This window comes from Nocardia sp. NPDC050712, assembly GCF_040654295.1.
Lineage (GTDB): Bacteria > Actinomycetota > Actinomycetes > Mycobacteriales > Mycobacteriaceae > Nocardia.
On sequence record NZ_JBFAHT010000001.1, the window covers coordinates 618,584 to 640,664 of the forward strand.

At 69.6% G+C, this 22,081-nt stretch carries 11 protein-coding genes; all 11 read left to right on the forward strand.

The genetic code is table 11. The annotated features are described in order from the left end of the window. Nucleotides 1-76 precede the first annotated feature (76 nt). The 11 genes from AB0H76_RS02895 to recQ all read left to right on the forward strand — a co-directional run bounded on the left by AB0H76_RS02895 (nt 77) and on the right by recQ (nt 22,003). On the forward strand, nt 77-10,156 hold the full coding sequence (locus tag AB0H76_RS02895) for an HAD-IIIC family phosphatase (RefSeq protein ID WP_357316481.1): 10,080 nt from the start codon (nt 77-79) through the stop codon (nt 10,154-10,156). Then, nucleotides 10,153-12,381 (forward strand): thioester reductase domain-containing protein, encoded by a 2,229-nt coding sequence (locus AB0H76_RS02900; RefSeq protein ID WP_357316483.1) that lies wholly within the window; start codon nt 10,153-10,155, stop codon nt 12,379-12,381. Before AB0H76_RS02895 ends, AB0H76_RS02900 begins: the two co-directional genes overlap by 4 nt. After that, on the forward strand, nt 12,378-13,442 hold the full coding sequence (locus tag AB0H76_RS02905) for an alpha/beta fold hydrolase (protein WP_357316486.1): 1,065 nt from the start codon (nt 12,378-12,380) through the stop codon (nt 13,440-13,442). Before AB0H76_RS02900 ends, AB0H76_RS02905 begins: the two co-directional genes overlap by 4 nt. Before the next feature lie 38 nt (nt 13,443-13,480). Continuing rightward, complete coding sequence (locus AB0H76_RS02910) at nt 13,481-14,770, forward strand: glycosyltransferase (protein WP_357316488.1); 1,290 nt, start codon at nt 13,481-13,483, stop codon at nt 14,768-14,770. A 3-nt stretch (nt 14,771-14,773) separates the two neighbouring features. Then, on the forward strand, nt 14,774-16,027 hold the full coding sequence (locus tag AB0H76_RS02915; RefSeq protein WP_357316491.1) for a glycosyltransferase: 1,254 nt from the start codon (nt 14,774-14,776) through the stop codon (nt 16,025-16,027). Nucleotides 16,028-16,038: 11 nt separating this feature from the next. Continuing rightward, on the forward strand, nt 16,039-17,154 hold the full coding sequence (prfB, locus tag AB0H76_RS02920) for a peptide chain release factor 2 (protein WP_357316494.1): 1,116 nt from the start codon (nt 16,039-16,041) through the stop codon (nt 17,152-17,154). A gap of 138 nt (nt 17,155-17,292) precedes the next feature. Further along, on the forward strand, nt 17,293-18,144 hold the full coding sequence (locus tag AB0H76_RS02925) for a mechanosensitive ion channel family protein (protein ID WP_357316497.1): 852 nt from the start codon (nt 17,293-17,295) through the stop codon (nt 18,142-18,144). 19 nt (nt 18,145-18,163) lie between these two features. Then, nucleotides 18,164-18,337 (forward strand): hypothetical protein, encoded by a 174-nt coding sequence (locus tag AB0H76_RS02930; protein WP_357316500.1) that lies wholly within the window; start codon nt 18,164-18,166, stop codon nt 18,335-18,337. Between the two features lie 50 nt (nt 18,338-18,387). Continuing rightward, entirely contained in the window at nt 18,388-19,077 is a 690-nt protein-coding gene (gene ftsE / locus AB0H76_RS02935) for a cell division ATP-binding protein FtsE (RefSeq protein ID WP_357316502.1), read from the forward strand. Beyond that, entirely contained in the window at nt 19,077-19,979 is a 903-nt protein-coding gene (gene ftsX / locus AB0H76_RS02940) for a permease-like cell division protein FtsX (RefSeq protein ID WP_357316505.1), read from the forward strand. Before ftsE ends, ftsX begins: the two co-directional genes overlap by 1 nt. A 173-nt stretch (nt 19,980-20,152) precedes the next feature. Then, entirely contained in the window at nt 20,153-22,003 is a 1,851-nt protein-coding gene (gene recQ / locus AB0H76_RS02945; protein WP_357320347.1) for a DNA helicase RecQ, read from the forward strand. The last annotated feature ends 78 nt before the right edge of the window (nt 22,004-22,081 follow it).

Consider the following 22,081-nt stretch of genomic DNA (forward strand, 5'->3'; position numbering starts at 1 on the left):
CGCCCGTCGGCTATTCCGCGTATGTCAGGGAACGCGGACCCGGAATATCGAGATTTACAGGTAGAGGATGTAGTTCGTGCTCAACACTTTCGTCGGAACGCTGTTCGATCAAGTCGAGAATCGGTCCGCCGAGTTGGTGTACAGGTTCCTGGACAGCGGTGACGTCGAGGGCCAGGTCCGCGAGCTGACCTATGCCGAGCTGGGCACGCGGGTGCGGGCGATCGGTGCCGCGCTCCAGGATTCGCCGCCGCGGCGGGCGCTGCTGCTCTACCCGGCGGGTCCGGAGTTCGCGGAGGCGTTCCTGGGCTGCCTGGCGGCCGGGGTGGTCGCCGTACCGGCACCGCTGCCGGAGTGGGACAACCGCTCGCTGCGCCGGTTGCGCCGCATGGTGGCGCACGCCGAGGTCGATGTGGTGCTGGCACCGCAACGGGTGGTGGCCGATTCGGCCGCGCTGTGTGCGGAGATTCCCGAACTGACGGGCCTGCGATGGCTGGCCACCGACCAGATCGCGGGCGTCGAGGCCACGCGGTGGCGCGTGCCCGATCTCGGCCCGGACTCGGTCGCGTTCATCCAATACACCTCCGGCTCGACCAGCGCGCCGCGCGGCGTCCTGCTCACCCACGAGAATCTGCTGCACAACCAGGCGGCGATCGGCGCGGGGCTCGGGCACGACCCCGGTTTCGCCGACGCGTGGGACGGCGCGCTGTTCGCCAGCTGGCTGCCGATGTACCACGACATGGGTCTCATCGCACCGCTGTTGCACACGATCTATCTCGGCGCCCATTCGGTGCTGATGTCGCCGCTGCATTTCCTGCAGCGTCCCGAACGCTGGTTGCGGGCGATCTCCACCTACCGGGCGCACACCAGCGGTGGCCCCAATTTCGCCTATGAACTGTGCGCGCGCAAGGTCACGCCGGACCAGCTCGACGGGCTCGATCTGAGCACCTGGCGGGTGGCGTTCAACGGCTCCGAGCCCGTGCGGGCCGCGACGATGCGGCGGTTCACCGAGGCCTTCGGCGGGGCCGGCTTCCGCGCCAAATCCCATCAGCCGGTGTACGGCCTCGCCGAGGCCACGCTGATCGTGACGGCGTCGTCCACCACCGCGGCGCCGACGGTTCGTACGGTGACGGGGCGGGCGGGCTCGGGCGCGCGTGGCGTCGAAGTGGTCGGGGCCGGGCAACCGGTCGAGGGGCTATCGGTCGCGGTGGTCGACCCCGAGCAGGGCGTCGAGCGGGCCGAGGAGGTCGAGGGCGAGATCTGGGTTGCCGGGCGCAGTGTCGCGGCAGGCTATTTCCGGGACGAGGAGGCCACGGCCGAGATCTTCGGGGCGAGGTTGCCCGGTGACGATCGCCGCTACCTCCGCACCGGCGACCTCGGATTCTTCTCCGGTGGCGAGCTGTTCGTCACCGGCCGGCGCAAAGACCTGCTGATCGTCGACGGCCGCAACCACTACCCGCAGGACCTCGAAGCGACGGTCGAGGGCGCACACGACGGTATTCGAGCGGGCTGTGTCGCGGCCTTCGCCGTCGAATACGGGACGGGCGGTGAGCAGCCGGTCGTGGTGGCCGAGGTGCGCGGCGAAGATCCCGGCGAGCTGGCCGAGATCGAGAGCGCCGTGCGCGGCGCGGTCGCGACCGAGCACGGGCTCGCACTCTCGACGGTGCTGCTCATCCGGCCGGGCACGATATTCAAGACCAGCAGCGGGAAGATTCAGCGGTCGGCGTGCCGGGCGGCCTATGACTCCGGTGAATTGCTCGCCCTGACGGCGGGCCCGCTGCGGTCGCCGGAGGACGAGCTCTACGACGAACCGGATACCGACCCCACGGAGTCGACCGAGGCGGGGCCGTCCGCGGCGGCGATCAGATCCTGGCTGGTGACCGAGATCGCGCGCCAGGCCGTCCTGGATCCGGAACGCATCGACGTCCACCTGCCGCTGGTCGAATTCGGTTTGGGCTCACACGATCTGGTGGAATTGGTCGTCGACCTCTCCGACTTCGTCGGCCGATTCATCGATACCAACGTCTTCTTCGACCACCCCACGATCGACGGTGTGGCAACGGTATTGGCGCCCGCCGCGCCGATCGAGTTGGGCGACACCACTCCGGAGCCCGAACCGACGGTTACGGACGGCGGCGCGACCGAGCACGACGCCGACGCCATCGCGATTCTGTCGATGTCCTGCCGGTTCGCCGGCGCCGCGGACTCACCCGAGGCGCTGTGGCGGCTGCTGGACGGCGCGGCCGACGGGCTCTCCGAGGTGCCCGAGGGCCGCTGGGATATCGACGGGCTCTACGACCCCGATACCTCCGCGACCGGTAAGGCCTACACCTTCCGCGGCGGATACGTCGACGGCGTCGATCGTTTCGATGCCGCGTTCTTCGGTATCGGCCCGCGCGAGGCCGCGGTCATGGATCCGCAGCAGCGCATGATGTTGCAGCTCAGCTGGGAGGCGATCGAGCGGTCGGGGCGCGATCCGCGCACGCTGCACGGCAGCGCGACCGGGGTGTACCTCGGCGTGTACGGGACCGGCTATCTGGCCGACCCCGCGCCGGAACAGCTGAACGGTCAAGTGGGAACCGGTCTTTCGCCGAGCGTCGCCTCCGGCCGGATCTCCTACACACTCGGCTTGCACGGCCCGGCGGTCACCATGGACACCGCGTGCTCCTCCTCGATCGTCGCCATCCATTCGGCGATGGCCGCGCTGCGCGCCGGCGAGTGTGATCTCGCGCTCGCGGGCGGCGCCACGCTGCTGATGTCGCCGATCGCGCATATCGAATTGTGCAAGCTGGGTGTGTTGTCCCCGCGGGGCCGGTGCGCGCCGTTCTCCGCCGAGGCGGATGGCACTGTCTGGGCCGAGGGCGCCGGCCTGCTGCTGTTGAAGCGGCTCGGCGACGCCCGCCGCGACGGCGACCGGGTACTCGCCGTCATTCGCGGTTCGGCCGTCAACCAGGACGGCCGCAGCCAGGGCCTGAGCGCCCCCAACGGAGCGGCCCAGGAGCAGGTGGTGCGTTCGGCGCTGCGGGTCTCGGGGCTGACGCCGCACGATATCGACTACGTCGAGGCGCACGGCACCGGGACGGCGCTCGGCGATCCGATCGAGGCGCGGGCCTTGGCGCGGGTGTTCGGTCCCGATCGTGACCCGGCTCGGCCACTCGGGATCGGCTCGCTGAAATCCAATGTCGGGCATACCCAGGCGGCGGCCGGCGTGGGCAGCGTCATCAAACTGGTGCTCGCGCTGCAGCACGGGCGCATCCCCGCCACCTTGAACGCGAGTGTGCCCTCACCGCAAGTGGATTGGGAACGCAGCGGGGTGGCCGTCGCGGCCGAGCCGTTGCCGTGGCACCGCGGTGACCGGCCGCGCCGCGCCGGGGTGAGCGCCTTCGGGCTCAGCGGCACGAACGCACACCTGATTCTCGAGGAGGCCCCGCCCGAGGCCGAGTCCGCGCCGGAGCCGCCGGCCGACGTCAAGAGCATTGCCTTGCTGCCGATTTCGGCGCGCAGCACGGCGTCCCTGCACGGTCAGGCCGAGCGGCTACTCGCCCTGGTGGCGGCCGACACGAGTTTGGCGCCCGGCCCGGTCGCGCGCGCGTTGGCGTTGCAGCGCACCCAGTTCGAACGCCGAGCTGTCGTTGTGGCGGCCGATCGCGCGGAGATGGCCGGGGGACTGCGCGATCTGGTGGCCGGGGATTCGTCCGCGCAGGTCATCGTCGGCACCGGCCCGATTCTTACCAATGCCAAAACCGCGTTCGTCTTCCCCGGGCAGGGCGCGCAGTGGGTCGGTATGGCGCGCGACATGTTCGCGCACTCCGAGGAGTTCCGCACCGAATTCGAGCGGTGCGACAAGGCTTTCGGTGCGCACACCGGCTGGTCGCTGGTGGACCGATTGACCGCCATGACCGCCGCCGACCTCGATGACTTCCCGGTCGTGCAGCCGCTGCTGTTCGCGACCATGGCGGCGCTCGCGGCGACCTGGCGGGCGGCGGGCGTCATCCCGGACGCGGTGATCGGCCACAGTCAGGGCGAGGTCGCCGCCGCCTACTGCGCGGGCGCCATCGAATTGAGTGACGCCGCACGGATTATCGTCACGCGCAGCCGCCTCATGCAGGACGTGCGCGGCGCGGGTGCGATGGCGCTGGTCGGGCTGCCCGAAGCCGACGTCAGCGCGCGGATAGCGGTTTACGGCGGCCGGGTGTCCATCGCGGCCGTCAATGTGCGCCGTTCGACGGTCATCGCGGGCGAGCAGGACGCGGTCCAGGAGTTCGTGCGCGAGCTGGACGGCGCCGGGATCTACACGCGGCTCGCCGGTTCCGGCGCCGGTTTCGCCGGGCACAGCCGGTTGATCGATTCGATCCGGGAGCCCTTACTGGCCGAGCTCGCTCAGATGACCGCTTATTCGACTGCCACGCAATGGTATTCGACTGTCACCGGGGAGCCGGTGGACGGCGGGCAGCTCGGCCCCGACTACTGGTATCGGAACGCGCGTGACACCGTACGGTTCGGGCCCACCGTCGAGCGCATGGTCGCCGACGGTTTCCGGTACTTCGTCGAACTCGGCGTGCACCCGTCGCTGACGGCGGCGGTGAAAGCGGTCTCGGAGGAGTTGGCGCGCGAGGTGGTGGCGGTGGGTTCGCTGGTGCGCGACCAGTCCGGGCCGGCCTGCCTGGCCAGGGCGCAGGCCGAACTCTACGTCGCGGGTCACGACCTCGACTGGAGCGGATTGCTGCCCGAGTACGGGCGGGTGGATCTGCCCACCTATGCCTTCGACGAGCGGCGATTCTGGACCGAACGCGTCCAGCGCGACACCGCCGGGCTCGGTCTCGGCGACACCGATCATCCGGTGCTCGGTGCTGTTGTGCCGCAGCCGGATTCGGACGGTGTCATGCTGACCGGCCGGTTGTCACGGCAATCGCAGCCGTGGGTGGCCGAGCACGCGGGCCCGAACGCGGTGCTGCTGCCCGGTGCGGCGCTGGTCGAGATGGCCGTCCGCGCCGGTGACGAGGTGGACAGCCCCGTGGTCCGCGAGCTGGTGTTGCGGGCCCCGCTGCTGGTTCCCGAGCGCGGCGCCCTGCAGATCCAGACGGTGGTCGGCGGCGCGGACGCGCAGGACCGTCGGACCGTGCGTATCTACGGCCGCGACGAGAGCGATCCGGACGCCCGGTGGACGCTGCACGCCGACGGCACGCTGGCCGAAGAAACCGAACCTGTTCCGGCAGCGGTTGATTCAGCGGAGTGGCCACCCGCGGACGCGGTGCCCGTCGATGTCGACGAGCTGTACGCCGGGCTCTTCGCGCGCGGCCACCACTACGGTCCGCTGTTCCGCGCGATGCGCGCGGCCTGGCGCCGCGACGACGAGATCTTCGTCTCGGTCGAACTCGCCGAAGCCGCGCACGAGGACGCCGCGAAATTCGGCATCCATCCGGCTCTGCTGGATGCGGCACTGCACGCCACCGCGCTGTTCGCCGAGGCGGGCGAGCACGCGCTGCTGCCGTTCGTGTGGACCGACGTGGCGCTGTGGGCCTCGGGGGCCACCGCGCTGCGCGTCCGGCTCACCCGGTCCGGCGCCGACGCCATCACCATGTCCGCGACCGACCGTGGCGGACGACCGGTGGTGGCGGTGGGTTCGGTGCTCCTGCGGCCGGTCGCCGCCGCGCAGTGGGATGCCGCGTCGCTCACGCCCGCCCACCGCCGCCTGTTCCATCTGGAGTGGTCGGCGCTGGCGCTCACCGCGCCGGAACGGGCGCTCTCGCTGGGCGAGTGGGATTCCGCCGAGGCGGGGACCGCTGATGCCATCCTGCTGCCGGTGCCCCAGGGCGAGACGCCGGAGCAGGTGCGCGCTGTGGCCCAGCGGATTTTGGCCGCGCTGCAAAAGATCCTCGGCGACAGCCGATTCGAGAAGGCGACGCTGCTGGTCCGCACGCGCCGCGCCGTATCCGTCGACGGTGTGGAGGTGCCCGATCCGGCGGGCGCGGTGGTGTGGGGCCTGGTGCGCTCCGCGCAGTCGGAGAACCCGGGCCGGATTGTCCTGCTGGACACCGACGACACCGTCGTGGACAACGCCGCACTGCTCGCCTCGGGCGAACATCAGGTGGCGGTGCGCGGGGGCTCGGCGTTCATCCCGCGGCTGGCACGGCTGCCGGAGACGACGGAACACACGCCGCAGGGCCGGGTGTCGCTCGGCGCCGGTGCCGTGCTGATCACCGGCGCGCCGGGGCGGCTCGGTTCGGCGCTGGCCCGGCATCTGGCCGACGCGTACGGCGCGCGCGATCTGGTGCTGGTCAGTCGCCGCGGCATCGACGGCCCGGGCGGCCACGCGCTCCGCGACGAGCTCGAAAGCCTGGGTGCCCGCGTGCGATTCGCGGCGTGCGACATCACCGACCGCTCGGCGCTGGCCGAACTGCTCGACGGCCTGTTGCTGACCGGCGTGGTGCACGCCGCGACCGTCCTCGATGACGGCGTCCTCGGCTCACTCACTCCCGAGCGGCTGGACCGGGTCCTGCGCCCGAAAGTCGATGCGGCACAGCATCTGCACGAGCTGACGATCGAACGGAAGCTCTCGATCTTCGTGTTGTTCTCCGCGGCGGGCGGCTTGTTCGGCACGCCGGGGCAGGCCAACTACGCGGCGGCCAATGCCTACCTCGACGCGCTGGCGTTGCGGCGGCGGTCGCTCGGATTGCCCGCGCAGTCGCTCGCCTGGGGTGCGTGGGAAGTCGATATGCACGACCACTACGCGCAAGCCGACATTCGGCGGATCGAACGCGCCGGTATCCGCGCGTTCCCGGTGCCGAAGGGCATGGCCTGCTTCGATGCCGCACTGCGGCAGGGCGATCCGATGCTGGTGCCGCTGCTGCTCGATACCGGCGTGCTGCGTCGCGCGACGGGTATCCCGCCGCTGCTGCGCGGACTCGTGCGCCGCGCGCCGCGCCGGGCCGTCGCCGAGGCGGCGATCGTCGATCCGGCGACGGGATCGCGCTTCGCCGAACAACTTCGGGCGGTGCCGCCTGCTCAGGCCCGCGCCCAGGCGCTGGCCGCGGTGGCCGAGTGGACCGGGCAGGTGCTCGGTCATGCCGGCACCGAGACGGTCGCGACCGAGGAGAGCTTCCAGAGTCTCGGCCTGGATTCGCTGATGGCGATCGAATTGCGCAACAAGGTGCGCGAGCACACCGGCATCTCGGTGCCGCTCGGCACGATCCTCGCCGAGCGCAACCTGACCGACCTCGCCGAGTACCTCGTCGAAGAAGTACTGCGGCAGAACGACACCCGGGCGCCCGCGACCGTCGCGGTCCCGGAGCTCGAGGTGCTGCCGGTGACCCGCGACATGATGCGGTTGCTGCGCACCGAACAGCTCGGCATCCCGAGCGCCGCGCAGACCGGCGGTGTCGCCGTGCGCCTGACCACCCGGGTGACCGCGGCGGAGCTGGAATCGGCGCTGACCCGGCTGGCCAACCGGCATGCCGCGCTGCGCACCACTATTCGGCCCAGCCAGGAGCACGGACGGCAACTCGAGATCCGGCGTGAGCCCGGCGCGCTGGCGGCGTGGCGCGACCTCGACCACCTCGACGACACCGTCGTGCGGGAGTGTTTCCAGGAACTGATGGCGCGGCCGTTCGACCTGGAGACGGGTCCGCTGTGGCGATTCGAACTGCTCGATGCCGGATCCGCCGATCAGGTCCTGCTTTTCGGCGCCCACCACAGCATGAGCGATGTGCAGTCGATGCTGCTCGTCGCGGGTGAGCTGGCCGCGGAGCTGTCCGGTGCGCCGCTCGATGACACGGTGACCAACCGCGACCTGCACCAACTGCTCGCTGCCCAGCCCGCCAAGCGCGAGGCCACCGAGGCGGCGGCTACCCAATGGCGCGAGGCCTTCGGCGGAGCACGCCGACTGGAGCTGACCCTGGCGCATCCGCGCCCGGTGCGGCGCAGCTACGGTGCGGGAGCGATCGCCGTCGACCTGCCCGCCGGATTGCACGACCGGGTGGCGGACCGCGCCCGCGACCTCGGCCTCACCCCGGCCGCGATCTTCCTGGGCGCGCTGACCATGCTGCTGGCCCGCAGGCAGGGGGTGGACCAGTTCGCGCTGGCGGTCCCGGTGGATACCCGGATGCACGCCGACGCGACCGACGCCGTCGGGTACTTCGGTCTGCCCGTGCCGTTCCCGGCGTCGGTCACCGCCGATGATCTCGTCGCCGACGTGCTCCGGCGCACCGGCCTGCGGTTGCGGGCACTGCTCGCGCCCGGCGCGGGATTCGCCGACGTGCTCGCCGCCCTGGCCGGCGCGGGCCTGCACCGGGACAACGCGCCGATGATCGAGGTGTACTTCAACTATCTGCGCGCCAACTCCGCGGTCGCGGCGGCCGAGGTGGTGCCGGTGAGCACCGGCTACTCCGATCTCGATCTGATGGTGGCGGTGCTGCCCGATACCGGGCAGGTGTGGTTCACCTACAACAGCGACATCATCGACGCCCGCACCTGCGCGGAATTCGGTGCGGAATATCTGGCGACGGTCGCCGCGGCGATCGCCGACCCCGGTGCTCCGGCGCGGCCCGAAATAGCCGGGCAGCAGCCGGTTTCCGGCACGCGGGTGGCGCTCGGTGCGACCTTCGCCCTGGGCAGGCTCCCGGACTTGCTGGTGGCGGCCGCCGCGGACAGCTCAGCGATCACCGTCGCCGAAGCGCCCTATCACCATGTGCTGTCCTGCCTGCGCGACCCGTCGGGCATCTTCGCGCAGTCCTCGATGGCACTGAGCATCGTGCTGCTGCGTGCGGCGGATCTGGAACGGTTCGGCGCGCTGTCGGACGATCTGCTCACCGAGCTCGCCGCGGAATATCCGGCGGCCGTCCGTGAGCTGGCCGAACGGACGCGCAAGCCGGTGATCGTCGGCCTCTTGCCGTCGGCCGCACCGGAAGAGCGACTCTCGGCCTGGGAGCGGCTCGTCGGCGAACGCCTGCGAGAGATCCCCGGCGTCGCGGTGCTGGCACCGCAGGAGTGGACACGGCTGCACCCGGTGGGGGATCCCTTCGACGCCCGGACCGAAGCCCTGGCCCACCTGCCTTTCGCCGCGGAATTCCAGGCGGCCGTGGCACTTACACTCACCGCGACCGTCGCCGCCGTCCTCGAGCCCGCGCCGAAAGTGATCGCGGTCGACGGCGACGACACCCTGTGGAGCGGTACGGCCGGCGAGATCGGCGCCGCCGCAGTGGTGTTCGACGCACCGCGCCTGGCACTGGCCCGGCGACTGGCGCAGTGGCGCGCGGCGGGCACTCTGCTGGTGCTGGTCACCAACAATGACGCCGACGTGGTCGAAGCCGTCCTGAATCGGCCCGAAAGCCCGCTGCGCAGCGCCGATTTCGCCGCGATCTCCGCAGGCTGGAGCGACAAGACCGAACGGCTCGAGGCGGTCGCGCGCACGCTGCGGTTGGGCCTGGACAGCTTCTGCTATCTCGACGACAACCCCGTCGAGGTGGCGCGCATGCGCGTGCGGTTGCCCGAGGTGCTGTCGGTGACCTGTCCCCCCGCCGGGGAATTGGAGTCGTTCCTCGCCCGGCTCTGGCCGATGGTGCCGGTCGCGGCGACCGCGGAGGACAGTGCGCGCGCCGACTTCTACCAGCAGGAGCAGGCTCGCGACACGGCCCGCGCCGCCGCGGAATTCGCGACCTTCCTCGATCAGTTGGACCTGACCGTCGACGTCGAGCCGCTGACCGAGGCCACGCTCGAACGCGCCCGGCAACTGGTGCGGCGCACCAACCAGTTCACCCTCGCCGCCGTCACCCCCGACGACCTCGACCGCTGGCGCGCCGAGGGCGAAGTGTGGACCGCCACGGCCCGTGACCGGTTCGGCGACTACGGCCTGATCTCGGTACTCGCCCTGCGGATCGACGGCGACAGTCTGTGCCTCAGCGGCTGGCAGCTCAGCTGCCGCGCGCTCGGTCGCGGCGTCGAGGAACAGCTGCTGACCTGGGTGGCGGACCGGGCCGAATCCCTCGGTTGCGCGACCGTGCGGATAGTTGTCGACCACACGCCGCGCAATGAACCCGCACGCCGATTGGCCGCACGCCTGCTCGGCCGTACCTCGGACGAGCAGCGCATCGAGGGTGCGCTGACACCGGAACAGCTGCGGGAGTTCCGATCCTGGGCGAACAACGCGGAGGTGACCGGGTGATCGGCCCAGACGAGCGGACGACCGTCCGCAACGCGACGGTCGATCGCCGCGTATCCGGCGAAAACGGCGCTACCGGAATGGATATCGCGGCCCTGCTCGCGCGCACCGGCGCCACGCCGCGCGTCGAGACGCGGCCCGCCGCGCGGCAATGGGACGCCGACACGTTGGCCACGGCGATCACCGAGGTGGCCAACAGATTCAGCCGGACACCCATCGACGCCGACACCGACTTCTTCGACGCGGGCGGCACCTCGCTCGACGCGGTCGAATTGGTCGCGGCGCTACAGCGCGAACTCGATGTCCATCCGGATCTCGACACCGTGTTCTTCGACGCCCGCCCACGCCGGCTGGCGCACCGCTGGCTGGCCGACCACCCAGAATCCGTACTGCCGGAAACGAAGCCGCACCGCGAGGCGGAGAACGACGACCTCGCCCAGCTTTTCGCCGATCTCTCCGGGGCCGACCGGCTGCCGCTGGTCGCCGCGCCGGAACGGGTCGCGCCGCGCCATATCCTGTTGACGGGTGCCACTGGCTTTCTCGGTAGCCACCTGTTGCTGGATCTGTTGCGGCACAGCGAAGCCCACGTGGTGTGCCTGGTCCGCGCGGACGACGATCAGGCCGCCGCCCAACGGCTGGAGCAGGCGGTGCGCCGCTTCGCGCTGCCCTGGTCGCGCGAGGTGCTACGGCGGGTCACTCCGCTCGCGGGTGATCTGCGTGAACCTCGGCTCGGCCAGTCCGAGGAGCGCTGGAACTCTCTTGCCGCAGAAGTCGATTCGATCGTCAACGCCGGCGCCGCGGTGGACTTTCTGCGCGGCTATCCTTCACTGCGCCGGACCAACGTGCTCGGTCCGCTGACGCTGGCGGAGCTGGCCTGTACGGGCCGGCCCAAACCGGTGCACCACATCTCGTCCCTGGCGGTATTCAACGGCTCCGAGGCCACCACCCTTGGTGAGGACGAGCCGACCGCGAATGTCGCCGCGCTGCCCATCGGATACGACCGCTCCAAATGGGCCGCCGAGGCCATTCTGCGCCGGGCCGGTGAGCACGGGCTCGTAGTGACCATCCTGCGGCCCGGCGGGATCGGCAGCCATCCGGAGACCGGTGCGCACAATCCACGCGATCTCAATGCCGGAATCACGGCGGCGCTCATGCGTTTTCGCACGGTGCCGGGATTCCGGTATCTCAATGCCGCGCCGGTGGATTGGGTCAGCCGGGTGGCCGCGGAGGTCGTCGGCACGCCGAGCGCCTGGGGGCACACCTATCACCTCACCGGCGCACCCACCTCGCTCGAGCAGCTGGTCGCCGAGACCACGCTGGGCGGCTTGGGTATTCGCGTGCAGCACTGGGAGCAGTGGTGCGAGGAGACGGTACGGGGCATCAAGGAAGGACCGGTGCCGGAACTGGAATCGCTGGCCCAGGTGCTCCAGAGTCCCGTGGCCCGAACCCAGCTGGCGGCGATGGTGACCGCGCCACCCGCCGCGGCCGCGCGGACCGAGGCCTTCGTCGCCGCGCAGGGTCTGCCCGCGCCCGTCACCCCCGGTCCGGCGGCCCGCGGGAAGATGCTCGCGGCGATGGCGGGCGGGGGACCGCAGCCGGACGCCGATCCGTACCTGCGATTCCGCGAAACACTGACGGGGACAATCGGACCCGTCGGCGAGACGGCCGACATCCAGTGCGATCTCCGGCTGACCCTGTCGGTCGCGAGCAGTGCTCAGGTATTCAGCGCGCGAACCCTGGATGTCAGCGGCGAACTCACCTGCGGCGGGCTGCACACCGAGCCCCTCACCGTGACCGGCACCGCGATCGTCCGTCCGCACGACGGCATCCCGCTGCGCCACGAGACCCGGCATCCGATCATGCATTATCAACTGACACTGCGTGACTCGTCCGGCGGCACCTGGTGGCTGGCGGGCTACAAGTTCGCGGCCGCGCGCCGCCGCCTGGTGCGCCAGCTCGGCACCCAGGTGATCGAGATCGGCCGCACCGGGGAGCCCGCCTGCTATGCCGGCGAGGTCGCCGTGCCGATGCACACCTATCTGCCCGACCAGATCGACGGCATCGAGATCGATCCACGCCTGCCGGAACGACAGCGCCGACTTGCGAAACTGTTGTGGCTCAGCTGGTTCGGCGGTCAACTGGGAAAGAGCGTGATGGAACCGGTCTTGCGAGTGGGCACCGACCTGCTGGATCTGCGCCGCGCCCTGCGTAAGGAGCAGCGCCGGTGACCGGGATTCGACCGGAACTCGGTGCCGGGGAGACGATCTCCTTCCGCACCGCCGACGGGGTCGAACTGCGGCTGCGGCGCGTGGGCCCCGCCGACGCGCCCGCGGTCCTCCTGGTGCACGGGCACGGGGTGTCCTCGGAGATGTTCGCCCTCCCCGAGATACGCAATGTCACCGACGTCCTGGCCGACGCGGGCTATCAGTCCTGGCTGCTCGACTGGCGCGGCAGTTCCCAGCTGTCCCACAACACCTCTGGACGGCCCTACACCTTCGACGACGTCGCCCTGTACGACCTGCCCGCGGCGGTCGCGCAGATCCGCGAGCGCATCGGCGGCCGCCCGCTGTTCGTGGTGGCGCACTGCATCGGCGCGCTCGCCCTGGCGCTGAGCATGACCGGTGGCCTGCTGCCCGGATTGGCGGGTGTGGTCGCGCAGGGCGTCTTCCTGACCCCGAAGGTCAGCACCTCGACGCGCTGGCGCGTGCTGGTCGGCAGCGAACTGATGGGTTCCCGTGTCAGCCATATCGAATCGGATTTCCGCAAGGTCGGGCTGTGGAACCGCCGCACCCTGCTCTACGCCGCGCTGTCGCGCAAAGGCGACTGCCCCGACCCCACCTGCCGCATGGTGCACGGCGGCTGGGGGATGGGCGCCAGACTGTTCGAGCACGATCACCTCGACCCGCGCACCCACGATCGGCTCGCCGAATTGTTCGGCGCGATACCGCTTTCGGTACTCCCGCACCTGCGGCAGATGGAACTGGCGCACGCCGTCGTCCGCTGGAACGTCGACGACGAACGCTACCGCGCACTCCCGGAGAACGCGCTGGACCAGGCCGACCGCATCGACTGCCCGGTCCTGCTCCTGTCCGGCAGCCGCAACGAGGCCTGGCTCGATTCCAACCGGCTCTGCTCCGAGGTCCTCGCGGCCCGCAATCCGGGCGTCGAGGTCCGCTACACCGAAATCCCGTCCTACGGCCACCTCGATACCTTCATCGGCCGCGGCGCGGCCCTGGATGTGTTCGGGCACATCGTCGATTTCCTCGACGAGATGTCCGCTCGGCCGTAGTGGCACCCACCGGCAAGATCACGAACGGAGTCGAGAGTATGCGAATCGCATTGTTGACGGCGGGCACCCGCGGCGACCACCAGCCGTATCTCGCCCTGGCCGACGAATTCCGCTCGCGCGGCCATCATGTGGAGATCACCGCGACCGAGAACTACGCGGAGGTGGTGCGGCGCTCGGGCTTCGAGCCGCACGTCATCCCGTTCAACTCGGCGGAGCTGCTGGAATCGCCCGCCGCCAAACGTGGTCTGTCCTCCGGTAATCCGCTCCCGTTCCTGCAGATCATGCTGGATACCGTGAAGATCATGGCGGGTGAGCGCGGCGAGCAGATGCACGAGGTGCTCAGCGGCGCTTGCGAATCCGCCGATGTGATCGTGTCCTGCGCCTCGACGCTGCCGTGGGCCATGGAGCGTGGCGAGAAGACCGGACAGACCGTCATCGGTGGTCTGCCCTATCCCCTCGAGCGCACGGCCGAATTCCCGTCCTCGTTCATGGTCAAGCAGATGATCTCGTCGCGGCGGCTGCGCTTGGCCAGTTACTCGGCGTTCGAACTCGCCTACGGCGTCGCCTATCGCAAGATGGATCGCCGGGTCCGGGAAATGATGAAGCTGCCCGGTAAGCCCCGCAACCCGTTCCGGCGCATCCGCGAGGACGCGATTCCCCTGGTGCACATGGTGAGTCCGGTCCTCCTGCCGAAACCGGCCGACTGGCCGGACCGTTCGACCATTGTCGGTGCGCCGATCCTGCCCACGCACATGCGCGACGCGTGGGGCGAATCGGAGGTCGACCCGGCCCTGACCGCATGGCTCGACGAGGGCGAAGCGCCGATCTACTTCTGCCTGACCGGCATGCCGATCCTGGACCCGGCCGGGTCCTGCGATCTGATCGCCGCCGTCTGCCGCAGGCTCGGGGCACGTGCGCTGATCACCGTGAAGGGCGAGGGCTACCCCCGCGGGATCGGCTACGACCGCAACCTGTTCGTCCTGGACTCCTTCGATTACGACCGAGTCCTGCCGCGGTGCCGCGCCGTCGTCCATCACGGCGGCAGCGGAAACTCCCACGACGTCCTGCGCGCCGGACTGCCGGCGGTGGTGATCGGCGTGCACAGCGACCAGTTCTTCTACGGCTGGCGGATGTCGGCGCTCGGGATCGGCGCCGACTTCCCGTACCCGAAGCTGACCGCGGACCGCCTGCACGATGCCCTGGTGCGGACCCTGACCTCGCAGGCCCGCGACCGGGCGGCGGAACTCGGTGCGCTGGTCGCCGCCGAGAACGGCATCCAGGCCGCGGCGGACGCGGTGGAGAAGCTCGCCGTCTCGGCATCGGCCTGACGCATGGGCGATTCCGTGCACATCGCGTTCTTCACCGATTTCCACCCGGCCACCCTCGGCGGCGTCCAGACCGCGATGCGGTCGCTGTGTGACAGCCTGCGCGGCCTCGGGCACCGGGTGACCGTGTTCTGCCCACCCGCACCGGGCTCCCCGGCGGACGACGCCGATACGGTCGTCCTCGCGGCGGTGCCGACCCTGAAGATGTCCAACGGCCTGCCGGTGGTCCTCCCGACCCGAGCCAACCTGCGCCGCGTCGACGCCGCGTTCACCGAACGCGGCACCGTCGATATCGTGCACGCGCTCACCACCTACGGCTGCGGAATCTCCGGCCTCCGCGCCGCGCGCAGGCACGGCATCCCGGTCGTCCAGACCATGCAGAGCCGCGACGACGCCATGATCGAGAAGTACGCACCCGCGCCCTATCCAGCGGCCCTGACGATGCGGTTGCTGCACGGCTGGTTCGTGCCGCTGCGACACCAGCCGAAGTACGACGGCGACAGCCGCGTCGCCCGGCTGGCCTGGCGGCCGCTGATCGCCCAGGCACAGGCGGCCGATCGGGTGATCGTCCCGACGCGGCACTTCGCCCGCCGCCTGGCCGCCCGGGGCGTGGACCGTCCCGTCCACGTGGTGTCGAACGGAATCGACGACGCGCTGCTGGATCGCCTCCGAACCACGACCGAGACGGCGACGAGTACGGGCACGCCCTTGCGCGCGCTGTGGTGCGGGCGACTGTCCGCGGAGAAACGCCCGCTCGAAGCGATCGCCGTGGCGGGTCTGGTCGAAGACTGCACCCTCGATATCTACGGCAGCGGCCCGCTGGCCGACCGCACCCGCGCGGCGGTCACCGCGGCGCGACTGGGCGACCGCGTCCGGCTGCGCGGCGAGGTCACCCAGGCCGAATGCTTGCGGGCAATGCGCGAGCACGACCTGCTCCTGCTCACCTCGGATTGCGACACCCAGGGCATGGTGCTGTTGGAGGCGCTGGCGATGGGCCTGCCCATCGTGTACTGCGACCCCGAACTCTCCGAAACCGTGCCCGACGCGGGCGGTATCCGCGCCGCCGATCCCTCGGTGGCGGCGTTCGCCGCGGTCCTGCGGGACCTCGCGCGCGACCGATCGCGGCTGCCGGCGCTGCGCGCGGGTCTCGCCGCACACGCCGACGAACCGCGGCAGTCGCGGCACGTCGCTCAGATCCTGTCGGTCTACGCCGACGCACTCACCCGGGCTGAAGGGCCGCTCGGGCACGGCGCCCGCTAGTCTTGAACATCGTGCATCCTGACGTTTCCGCTGATCTCGCCGAACTCGACACCACGCTCAAGACGGTCGAGTCGGTCCTCGACATCGAGGAACTGCGCCGCCGTATCGATGAGCTCGAGCACCAGGCCGCCGACCCGGAGCTGTGGAACGACCAGGACCATGCCCAGCAGGTGACCAGCGAGCTGTCGCACGCCCAGAGTGAGCTGCGGCGGGTGCAAGACCTGCGGCAACGGCTAGAGGATCTGCCCGTGCTCTACGAGCTGGCCGAGGGCGAAGAGGGCGAGGCGCAGGTGCAGGCCCTGGCCGATGCCGACTCCGAGCGCGCGTCGCTGCACGTCGACGTGGAGGCGATGGAGGTCCGCACGCTGCTCTCCGGCGAATACGACAAGCGCGACGCGCTGGTCAACATCCGCTCCGGCGCCGGTGGCGTGGACGCCGCCGACTGGGCCCAGATGCTGATGCGCATGTACGTCCGCTGGGCCGAACGCCACAAGTACACCGTCGAGGTCTACGACACCTCCTACGCCGAAGAAGCCGGCATCAAGAGCGCCACCTTCGCGGTCAAGGCGCCCTACGCCTACGGCACCCTCTCGGTGGAGATGGGCACGCACCGCCTGGTGCGGATCAGCCCGTTCGACAACCAGGGCCGCCGCCAGACCTCCTTCGCCGAGGTCGAGGTGCTGCCCGTGGTGGAGACCACAGACCACATCGAGATCCCGGAAAACGAGATCCGCGTCGATGTGTACCGCTCCTCGGGTCCGGGCGGCCAGAGCGTCAACACCACCGACTCCGCGGTGCGCCTGACCCACATCCCGACCGGCATCGTGGTCACCTGCCAGAACGAGAAGTCCCAGCTGCAGAACAAGATCTCGGCCATGCGCGTGCTGCAGGCCAAGCTGCTGGAGCGCAAGCGGCAGGAGGAGCGCGCCGAGATGGACGCGCTCAAGACCAACGAGGGCGCCTCCTGGGGCAACCAGATGCGGTCCTACGTGCTGCACCCGTACCAGATGGTGAAGGATCTGCGCACCAACTACGAGGTGAACAACCCGTCAGCGGTACTGGACGGCGAGATCGACGCCTTTGTCGAGAGCGGAATCCGGTGGCGGATGCGAGAGCAGGCGAATTAGCTTGTCGCTCGCTGGATTTCGATCCGGATCCGCGCGCGCGGCCGGGCGACGGCGCTCGTGTCGCGGGGCGCTGCGCGGTAGCCTGTCTGGCGTGCGTGTTACGGATGGTACGAATCTGCGGCCGGGAGGTGCGCGGTGATGGCTCTCGGTCTCGCCTCGGACACCACGGTCTGGCTGCGTTCGCAGGGCTTGGAGATCGTGCTGCTGATTCTGGGCGCGATCCTGTTCAGCAGGTTCGCGACCTTTATCAGGGATCGGGTCACCAGCAAGATCGATGCCGGATTCCGCAGCAGCGACGCGCTGGTGCGGACCGAGGCGGCCAAGCACCGGCATGCGCTGGCGCAGGTGCTGACCTGGGTGGTGCTGACAATTGTCTACGTGCTGGTCGGCATGGAGGTGCTGCGCCGGCTCGGGTTCCAGGTCACCGGCCTGGTCGCACCCGCCGCGGTGCTCGGCGCCGCGCTCGGTTTCGGCGCGCAGCGCATCGTGCAGGACATTCTCGCCGGCTTCTTCCTGATCACCGAGCGGCAGTACGGCTTCGGTGATGTGGTGAGCATCTCGGTCACCGGCTCCTCGGAGCTGGCCGAGGGTACGGTCGAGGACGTCACGCTGCGGATCACCACGCTGCGCAATCCGGACGGCGAGGTGATCACCGTGCCGAACGGCCAGATCGTGAAGGTGACCAACCTTTCCAAGGATTGGGCGCGCGCCGCGATCGACGTGCCGGTGGCCGCCACCGCCGACATCACGCGAATCAACGAGATCCTGCATCAGGTAGGCGCTGAGGCCTATCGCGACCGCAGGCTCGAGCCGCTCCTGCTCGACGAGCCCAGTGTGATGGGCGTCGACGATCTCACCATGGACCAGATGAACATCCGAATGGTTGCCCGTACTTTGCCGGGCAAGCAATTCGAGGTCAGTCGCGAGCTGCGGGTGCGTGTGGCCGCCGCGCTGCGACGAGAGGGAATCAGTGAAACTTCAACTTCGTAAGCCGACTTCGATCAAGCCGTTGCAGACGACCGAGATGAAGCCGCGAAAGTCCACGGCCATCCTGATGGCGGCCTGGGTCGGAACGTTCGCGCTCTGGCTGTTCGTCAAGCCTGATGAACCGGCGCAACCGGGCGCCGGTTTCTTCGAGAACAACCTGTCTACTTCGCAGAACGCGGAGCCCGCTGGTCGATAGCTGTTGCGCTTGGGTGTGTGCGCGGGCGTTGCTGGCTACACTGGCTCCCCGTGATCACCATGCGGAACGTCACCAAGCTGTATAAGACGTCCACGCGCCCCGCGCTCCAGGACATTTCACTGCAGGTGGACAAGGGCGAATTCGTCTTCGTGATCGGTCCGTCCGGTTCCGGCAAGTCGACCTTCATGCGGCTGCTGCTGAAAGAGGAGGCGCCGACCACGGGGCAGATCAAGGTCGCCGACTTCCAGGTCGACCGGCTGCCCGGGCGCAAGGTCCCCAAGCTGCGCCAGCGAATGGGCGTCGTCTTCCAGGACTTCCGGCTGCTGCAGCAGAAGTCCGTCTACGAGAACGTGGCGTTCGCGCTGGAGGTGATCGGCAAGCGCCGCCAGTTCATCGACCGCACCGTCCCGGAGACGCTGGAGATGGTCGGGCTCGGCGGCAAGGCCGATCGGCTGCCCAACGAACTCTCCGGTGGTGAGCAGCAGCGCGTCGCGATCGCGCGCGCGTTCGTGAACCGGCCGCTGGTGCTGCTCGCCGACGAGCCCACCGGCAACCTGGACCCGGATACCAGCGCCGACATCATGATGCTGCTGGAGCGGATCAACCGGATCGGCACCACCGTGGTGATGGCCACACACGACAACAACATCGTCGACGCGATGCGCAGGCGGGTCATCGAACTCGACCGCGGCCGCATGGTGCGCGACGATGCCTACGGCGTTTACGGAGTGGATCGGTAATGCGGCTGAGCTTTCTGTTCAACGAGGTTTTCACCGGTCTGCGCCGCAACGTCACCATGACGATCGCGATGGTGCTGACCACCGCGGTGTCGCTGGCGATGCTCGGCGGCGGTCTGCTGTCGGTGCGGATGGCCGACAAGACCGAGCAGTACTTCACCGGCCGGTTGGAGGTGCGCTTCTATCTCGACGAGGCCGTCTCCGACACCGATCCGGATTGCGCGGCCGAGCCGTGCCGGTCGCTGCTGGCCGACATGAAGAAGACCGACGGCGTGGTGAGCGTGCAGTTCCTCAACCGCGCGGCCGCGCTGGAGGAGGCGAAGAAGCTCTTCGCCGACCAGCCCGAGATGGTGCAGTACATCTCCGAGACGCCCTTGCCCGCCTCGATGCGGGTGAAGATGAGCGACGGTAGTCAGTACGAGCACATCTACGAGTCCTTCCACGGCCGCCAGGGCGTGCGCACGGTCGCCAACGACCGCGAGTTCGTGGACCGGCTGCTGCGGCTGTTCGACGGCTTGCGCAACGCGGCCTTCGGCCTGGCGATCGTGATGGCGCTGGCGGCACTGCTGCTGATCGCGAACATGATGCAGATCGCGGCGTTCACCCGCCGCACCGAGGTCAGCATCATGCGGCTGGTCGGCGCCACCCGCTGGTACACGCAGCTGCCGTTCCTGATGGAGGCGGTGGTCGCGGCGCTGACCGGTTCGGTGCTGGCGATCCTGGGCCTGCTCATCGCGCGTCCGCTGGTGATCGACCGGGCGCTCGGGCCGCTGTTCGACAGCAATGTCTTCCCGCGCATCACCGGTGACGACGTCGCCGTGGTGGCGTTGACCATCGCACCGGTCGGCGTGCTGGTAGCGGCCGTGACGGCGTACGTGACACTGCGCTACTACGTGCGCGAATGACGTAATTCCCTGGTCCCGGCGCGCATTCGGCCGGGACACCCGACCTCGACGAATTTGGTTTATCCCCATGTGGACAACTTCGGCATCCGCCCAGGACGACCTTCGCGACGGCGGCGCGCTCGCCGCGCACCGCTCGTAGGATGGGCCGGGTGACCCTCTCCGATGCATTCCAGGTGACCGACGGCGACGCCCCCGTGGGCGCGGAATCCACTGCGGCGCAAGAGGTTCTACATCGCGTCTTCGGCTACGGCAGCTTCCGCGGCGAGCAGGAGCAGATCGTCGAGCAGGTGATCGCCGGCGGCGATGCCCTGGTGCTCATGCCGACCGGCGGCGGTAAGTCGCTGTGCTATCAGGTGCCCGCGCTGGTGCGTCCCGGCGTCGGCGTGGTCGTGTCGCCGCTGATCGCGCTGATGCAGGACCAGGTGGACGCGCTCAGCGCGCTCGGCGTGCGGGCCGGGTTCCTGAATTCCACGCAGTACCCGGACGAGCGCCGCCTGGTCGAGGCGCAGTTCCTCTCCGGTGATCTGGATCTGCTCTATCTCGCCCCGGAACGGCTGCGCCTGGAATCGACCGCGCAGCTGCTCGACCGCGGCAAGGTCGCGCTGTTCGCCATCGACGAGGCGCACTGCGTCTCGCAGTGGGGTCACGACTTCCGGCCCGACTATCTGGCGCTGTCCATGCTGCACGAGCGCTGGCCCGACGTGCCGCGCATCGCGCTCACCGCCACCGCGACCGGCAAAACCCGCGACGAGATCGTGCAGCGGCTCGATCTGGGCGGCGCGCGGCAGTTCGTGGCCAGCTTCGATCGGCCCAATATCCAGTACCGGATCGAGCCGAAGAACAAGCCCGATCGCCAGCTGCTCGAGTTCCTGCGGGCCGAGCATCCCGGTGACGCGGGCATCGTCTACTGCCTGTCGCGCAATTCCGTCGAGAAGACGGCCGCCTTCCTGACCGAGAACGGGATCACCGCGGTCCCGTATCACGCCGGTCTGGACCACCGCACCCGTGCCGAGAACCAGGCCCGGTTCCTGCGGGAGGAGGGCCTGGTGGTGGTCGCCACCATCGCCTTCGGCATGGGTATCGACAAGCCCGACGTGCGCTTCGTCGCCCATCTCGATCTGCCGAAGTCGGTCGAGGGCTACTACCAGGAGACCGGCCGTGCCGGTCGCGACGGGCAGGCCTCCACCGCGTGGATGGTCTACGGCCTCAACGATGTTGTCCAGCAACGGAAGATGATCGATTCCTCCGAGGGCGACGCCGCGCACCGCAGGCAGCTGCAACTGCATCTGGACGCGATGCTCGCGCTGTGCGAGACGGTGAGCTGCCGCCGCACCCAGTTGCTCGCCTATTTCGGGCAGCAGGGCGATCCGTGCGGCAACTGCGATACCTGCCTCACCCCGCCGGAGTCCTGGGACGGCACCGTCGCCGCCCAGAAGCTGCTGTCGACGGTGCTGCGCTTGAAGCGCGAGCGCGGGCAGAGCTTCGGCGCCGGGCACATCATCGACATCCTGCTCGGTAAGTCGAATCTTAAAGTGCTGCAACACGAGCACCACGAGCTGAAGGTGTTCGGCATCGGCACCGATCTGCGCGATCTCGAATGGCGCGGCGTCGTGCGGCAGGTGCTCGCGCAGGGGCTGCTCGCGGTGCACGGCGATTACGGCGTGCTCACCCTGACCGAGGCCGGCAACGAGGTGCTGTTCGACGGCCGCCAGGTGCGGTTGCGGCGCGAACCCGAGCGCGCCACCAAACCGGCCCGCGCCGCGAAAGCCAAGTCGGGCAAGGCCGCCGGTGCGGATCTCGCCCCGGCCGATGTGCCGCTGTTCGAGCGGCTGCGGGCCTGGCGCGCGGCGACCGCGAAGGAGCAGGGCGTACCCGCGTACGTGGTCTTCCACGACGCCACCCTGCGGGAGATCGTGAGCCGCAAGCCGGCCAGCCTGTCCGAGCTCGGTGGCGTCGGCGGCGTCGGCGAAGCCAAACTCGCCAAGTACGGCGAGGGTGTGCTGGAGGCGCTTTCGGCCGAGTAGCGGGTGTGTGTCGATGAATTTCGCGATGTGACGGCGTCCTACCGGTAGCAGACCTCGAGATCCGGGGTCCGCCCACGC

Excerpts from the sequence above, each read along its gene's own strand:
- AB0H76_RS02910 (WP_357316488.1), top strand. The coding sequence starts at position 13,481 with ATGCGAATCGCATTGTTGACGGCGGGCACCCGCGGCGACCACCAGCCG.
- AB0H76_RS02915 (WP_357316491.1), top strand. The coding sequence starts at position 14,774 with ATGGGCGATTCCGTGCACATCGCGTTCTTCACCGATTTCCACCCGGCC.
- AB0H76_RS02925 (WP_357316497.1), top strand. The coding sequence starts at position 17,293 with ATGGCTCTCGGTCTCGCCTCGGACACCACGGTCTGGCTGCGTTCGCAG.
- ftsX (WP_357316505.1), top strand. The coding sequence starts at position 19,077 with ATGCGGCTGAGCTTTCTGTTCAACGAGGTTTTCACCGGTCTGCGCCGC.